Origin of the sequence: Nocardia farcinica (assembly GCF_029867845.1) — a bacterium.
In the GTDB taxonomy this organism is placed as follows: Bacteria; Actinomycetota; Actinomycetes; order Mycobacteriales; family Mycobacteriaceae; genus Nocardia; species Nocardia farcinica_A.
This window is the reverse complement of record NZ_JARWRU010000978.1, coordinates 1-5,405: the sequence shown is the minus strand read 5'-3', so window position 1 is coordinate 5,405 and position 5,405 is coordinate 1. Positions and strand designations below refer to the sequence as shown.

Below are 5,405 nucleotides of genomic sequence, written 5' to 3'. Positions count from 1 at the left end.
GCCGCTACCCGTGGCCCGCGAGACTCAGTGAACTCCACCCCGCCGACGACCAGTAAGCGCTGCACTGCTCGGCCCGCTGGTCGAACAGTGGGGTCGCTACTCCGATGGCCGCGAGGTCAGGACGCGCGTGGAGATCGAGCGCGGCCACATCTTCGATCACCGCGAACGCTGTCGCCCGATCGATCGCGCCAGCATCCGCACGCAACCGCTCCAGCTCGGCGGGCGGCTGCTTCCGCCCCCCAGTCGCGGACGGTCGCCCCCCAGGCCCCCCCCCCCCAGATACAAGACAAAAAAGCCCAGCAGTACCGGCGCGCCCCCCCCCGCCCGGGGGGCCGGGGCCCCCGCCGGGCCGGGGCGCCCCACCCCCCGCCCGGGCCCCCCCCCCCCCCGCCCGGGCGCTTCCGCCGGACACGACCGAGTCGTCCGTGCCCGCGGGTGCGGCGCTCGTGTCGGCTGGCGCGGTGCTCGTGTCGGCTGGCGCGGCGGTCGCCCCCGCGGACCCGGTGCTCGTGCCCGTCGACGCGGCACCGGCGGTGCCCGCGGTCACCGGTGAGCCGGCCGTGCGCGCATGCCGCCCCGTCGTTGCGGGCCCGCCGTCGTAGCGCTCGTTGATCCGCGCCGCGCCCCACGACAGCCCCCACACCATCGCCAGGCTGCACAGCAGCACCACCAGCGACGCCGCGGCGAACAGCCACGCCGGATGGTCGAACGACCGCTCCCGCTGCAACACCGTGATCTCCGGGATGAATTCGCGCCGGACGTTGTCGGAGGCGGGCACCTCCTCGGCCCCGATCCCGGGGTCGGCGGCCATGAAGATCGGCACCGCCGTGAACGTCTGCCCGTCGTGCACGCGCAGCACGGTCTTCCACGTGCCGTCCGCGGGCACCGGCCGGGTGGACCGGTAGTGGCCCTCCTCGACCCGGGTGAGCCGGTCGACGACCAGCCCGCTGCCCAGATCGTCGGCCTCGGCGCCGCCCTGCCAGGACAGGATCTGCACCCACTCGGGATCGTCGCTGACCAGATCGGCGGGCTCGAACCGCACGTCGGCGACCACCATGCGTTCCCCGCCCGCGGCGGGCGCGGTGTCGCGCAGCGTGATCGTGGCCGAGGCGTTGCCGGGCACCCGCATGACCAGCCCGTAGGCGGTGCTCGCGCCCAGCACCAGCACGGCGGCCACCATGATCGCGCGCCGCACCGGCGGACGTGGCAGCCGCTCGCCGCGCAACACCGTGCCCAGCATCGCGCCGACCACGCCGCCGAGGATGCCGGTGGGCACCGTCAGGAGCAGCAGCTTCGGCCACATCGAACCCGGCCACGGATTCAGGAACACCGCGTCCACCCAGCGCGACTCGATCCACATCCCGACGGTCGCGATACCGAGACCGGCCAGCGCGCCCCACCACAGCCGGTTGCGGTGCAGCGGCAGCAACGCCAGCAACTCCACCACCACGGCGGCGCCGAGATACAGCGGGAAGACATTGCGCGGCGCGTCGATGATCGGCCCGGCCACCAGCCAGGCGACCAGCAGTCGCACCGCGAACGCGAACGCCACCACCAGCAGCGTGCTGCCACGCCCGAGCACCACCCGCGCCGCCACCAGCGTGACCGTGGCGGCGGCGGTGATCAGCAGCGGCTGCAACACGAGCGGGAACTGCTGCACCCCGAAGTCGTACTCGACCTGGAACACCGACAGGCCGATCAGCAGGCCGCCGAAGGCGAACACCCGCTGCGCGCGCACGCCTCGCGAGTCGGGGTCGTCGGAGCGCGGCTTGCTGCGCTTGCCCTCGTACTCGAGCAGCAGCACCGCCACCAGGGACAGACCCGCGCCGCCGATGAGCATCAGATGGGTGGGCCCCCACAGCGTGACGTCCTGGCCGAACATGCGATGCCAGATGTCGTCGAGCGGGAACCCGATCAGCGCGTACAGGCCGGTCGCGGCGAGCAGGATGCCGCCGACCGGGGCATACCAGGTGCGGGTGATCCGCACCGCCGCAGGCCCCGGCTTGTCGTCCAGCGGCAGCACGATCGCCGCCATGCCCGCGGTGAACAGGAAGAACAGCCCGACGAGGATGAAGTAGTGGGCCGGATTGGCCAGTGGGCCCTCGTCGCGGCCGTCGCCGATGTGCAGGCTGACGTCCCAGATGAAGCCGATCAGCGCGGTCAGGATGGTGACGAGGAACAGGGTGGCGGGCAAGGCCACCCAGCCCGGGCGGTTCATCAGCCCGCCGATCCAGTCGGCCAGCGCGCCCAGCCAGGTGATGCGCCGGGTGCGGTGCAGGTAGCCGATCCACAGCAGCACGGCGGCGACCACGCCCGCGGCCCCGGTCATGGCGAAGACCTGATCCAGCGCGGCGCCGCCGCCCTCCTGGGCGAGAAGTCCTGGCAGTAGCTCGTCGGTGGTGCTCGGCACGGGTCCTCCCGATCGGATACCGGTATATGTAACGCAGAGTACTGCGTATGTGGCTGAGCCGGGCGATCTTTCCCGCGTTGCCGTCGCGATGCGGGCACACCCACCACACGTCTACCCAGAACAGGCCGAGATCCGACGCACGCGCCGGTAAATGTTTCGGACCGATCACCCGCCCCGCAGAGGTGCGCTCTCAGCGTGCCCCGGGGTGCGGGACCAGCAGGGGAGCCAGGAACCGGCGCGCGAACTGCCTGGCCGCCTCGCCGTCGTGCAGCGGCAGCGTCCCGCGCGGATGGGAGATGAACGACATCGTCGACCGCACGAACAATTCCGCAACCACCTCGGCGTCGAAGTCGCCCAGCTCGCCGCGCCGCTGCCAGCGTCGCAGGAACCGCGCCACCAACGTCCGCCCCTGGGCGATGAACTCGTCCCCGGTCAGGAAGCCGGTCAGCTCCCCGGCCGCCGGGGAGACTCGCAGACTGCGCGTCAACAGACGCGGCGAGCGGGCCTCGCTGACGAACGCCGCGAACATCTCCGCCAGCGCGCTCACCGGACCCGCCGACCGGTGCACCGCCTCGGCCATGATCACCCCGACCCGCTGCGACTCGGCCATCAGCGCGTAGCGCACCAACGCCGACTTCGTCCCGAACCGCCGGTACACCGTCGCCACCCCCACCCCGGCGAGCGTGGCGATGCCCACCATGGTGGTCTCCTCGAACCCCACCTCGGCGAAACTGTCGCGCGCGGCGTCCACGCTCCGCCGCGACCGCGGATCCAGCTCCGCCAGATCCGCCCATGTCTCACCGGCCGCGGCCAGGAATTCCCGTGCCGCGCCGTCGATATCGCCCCGGGGTGGCAGCGGTGGGGCGGGGTCGCAACGATCGCCACGGCCGGTACCGCTGCTCGTATCCTCCCGCTGCGCCCGCACGGCGTCAGCCTACCGGCGGCCCGATGGTGTCCCCGTCTCGACGTCGATACGTCCCGACCGTCGTCTACCGCGCAGTTCCGCGTCCCCCGACAAGCGACCTCCGACGGGCGACCTCCGACGGACGACCTCCGACGGGCGCGGCTCACGACCGGTCGGCCGCCGACGCCCGCGGCAACCAGCTGTTGCCCGGCCGCGTCCACTGCCGCTGCTTGATCATCCGCCGCGCCTCCCGCCGGTTCCGCCCGATCAGCCGATCCAGATACAGCAACCCCGACAGATGGTCCACCTCGTGTTGCAGGCACCTGGCCAGATAGCCCGTGCCCTCCACCGTCACCGGCCGACCGGTGCGGTCAACGCCCGTCACCCGTGCCCAGTGCGCGCGTCCCGTCGGGAACCACTCGCCCGGCACCGAAAGGCAGCCCTCCAGATCGGCACCCGGATCGGGCATGGTCTCCGGGATCTCCGAGGTCTCCAGCGCCGGATTCACCACATGCCCCCGGTACCGCCTGCCGCGGTCGGTGAGGTCGTAGACGAACACCGCCCGCGGATCACCGACCTGGTTGGCCGCCAACCCGGCGCCGGGCGCGGCCGTGTTGGTCTCGAACAGATCGTCCACGAACGCCGCCAGTTCCTCGTCGAACACCGTCACCGCAACCGCGGGCGTGGACAGCCGGTCGTCACCGGCGATGAGAATCGGTCGCACAGTCATGTCCGCAGATTACTCAAATATGAGTACTCATGTCAGAGTAGTGGAGTGAACGAGACCCGGCTGTTCGTCCTCGCCGCCCTGGCCCGCCGCGGCCCCATGCACGGCCACCAGCTTCGCCGCGACGCCCGCCTCGACCGCGCCGACCTGTGGTCCCGAGTCAAACCCGGCTCCCTCTACGGCGCCCTGCACCGTATGTCCGACGAAGGCCTCGTCCGGCCCCTGCGCACCGAACAGGACGGTGCCCTGCCCGCCCGCACCGTCTACGAGATCACCGACGAGGGCCGTCGCGAACTCGCCGCCCTCCGCGACGAAGCCCTCACCGAAGTCGACATCCGCCCCGACCCCGTCGACCTGGCCCTCGCCGTCAGCGCCGACCTCGACCCCGCCCTGCTGCGCGGCTACCTCGAGGACCGCCTCGCCGCCCTCCGAGCCCGCCTCTCCCGCATCGAACACCAACCCGACCGCCGCCCGCCCGGCCACACCCGCATCGACGACCTCGTCGTCGAACACGCCACCATGCGCATCAGGACCGAAATCGACTGGCACCAGAAAGTTCTCGCCGATCTCGACCACCGCGCCGACTGCGGCTGACCGGCACCGGCAGGCTCGGTGCCTCCGAGGAACTGCCGGAGGTGATTTCACGCGCATGAGTTTTCGGCTGGCCACGTACGCGGTATGCATCGACGACGAACAAGTCCTGCTCGTACGATCTGTCCAGGAGAGCGGCGACCACAACTGGACTCTTCCCGGCGGCAGGGTCGAGCACACGGAGGATCCCTTCGACGCGGTCACTCGCGAACTCACCGAAGAAACCGGTTGCCGCGGAATCGTCGAGCGCCTGCTGGGGGTGGACTCGAGAGTGATTCCGGCGTCCGAGGCGCGTGCCGGAACCGAGCACCAGAACATCGGCATCTTCTACCAGGTTCGTATCACCGGCAGACGTCTCCGACCCGAACCGAACGGTGAAACCGTCGACCCGGTTTGGACCCCGATCTCCGAGGTTTCCGGTCTGCGCAGATCATCGCTGGTCGATATCGGCCTTGCCCTCGCGCACGAACTTCCGATGACCGGCCACGTCGCTCCTGTCCCAGTCGGTGGCCTGGTCCAGCACTGACTTCCCCGGTGCGGAGAGTTGTCGCCTCTGCCGGTGGACGGGCTGTCGCCGGCGTGGACGGTCGAAGAGTTCGACAGAGAGGTCTGCATGGACGACGAACCCGAGGTGTGGGAGTTCGCGTCGCGCAGACGATCATTTGGCCGACCAACGGAACGACGATGTGCTCTGCGGAATCGGGTCGAACGCAGAAGGCCGCCGCGCGGGAGCGCGGGGGGCGTCTGTGGGAGGTGCCGCCCCGGGGGTCGAA

4 protein-coding genes and 1 pseudogene are annotated in these 5,405 nt (G+C 71.0%); 2 read left to right on the top strand and 3 right to left on the bottom strand.

Annotation, left to right across the window (positions count from 1 at the left end; all coding sequences use genetic code 11):
* Positions 1 to 607: 607 nt before the first annotated feature.
* From QH283_RS21595 to QH283_RS21585, 3 genes and pseudogenes are all read right to left on the bottom strand, one after another.
* Positions 608 to 2,329 (bottom strand): annotated as a pseudogene (locus QH283_RS21595) (hypothetical protein); the annotation flags it as partial.
* Between the two features lie 271 nt (positions 2,330 to 2,600).
* On the bottom strand, positions 2,601 to 3,224 hold the full coding sequence (locus QH283_RS21590; RefSeq protein WP_280504795.1) for a TetR/AcrR family transcriptional regulator: 624 nt from the start codon (positions 3,222 to 3,224) through the stop codon (positions 2,601 to 2,603).
* Between the two features lie 253 nt (positions 3,225 to 3,477).
* Entirely contained in the window at positions 3,478 to 4,044 is a 567-nt protein-coding gene (locus tag QH283_RS21585) for a peptide deformylase (protein WP_280504794.1), read from the bottom strand.
* Positions 4,045 to 4,089: 45 nt separating this feature from the next.
* On the opposite strand from QH283_RS21585, the gene QH283_RS21580 reads away from it, so the two are divergent.
* Both QH283_RS21580 and QH283_RS21575 read left to right on the top strand, forming a co-directional pair.
* Entirely contained in the window at positions 4,090 to 4,635 is a 546-nt protein-coding gene (locus QH283_RS21580; protein WP_280504793.1) for a PadR family transcriptional regulator, read from the top strand.
* Between the two features lie 55 nt (positions 4,636 to 4,690).
* A complete protein-coding gene (locus tag QH283_RS21575) occupies positions 4,691 to 5,158 on the top strand; it encodes an NUDIX hydrolase (protein WP_280504792.1) in 468 nt (155 codons plus the stop codon).
* Positions 5,159 to 5,405 lie beyond the last annotated feature (247 nt).

What these genes read in the sequence shown, in the direction of transcription:
- QH283_RS21585 (WP_280504794.1), bottom strand. Translation starts at nt 4,044, where the DNA reads ATGACTGTGCGACCGATTCTCATCGCCGGTGACGACCGGCTGTCCACG.
- QH283_RS21575 (WP_280504792.1), top strand. Translation starts at nt 4,691, where the DNA reads ATGAGTTTTCGGCTGGCCACGTACGCGGTATGCATCGACGACGAACAA.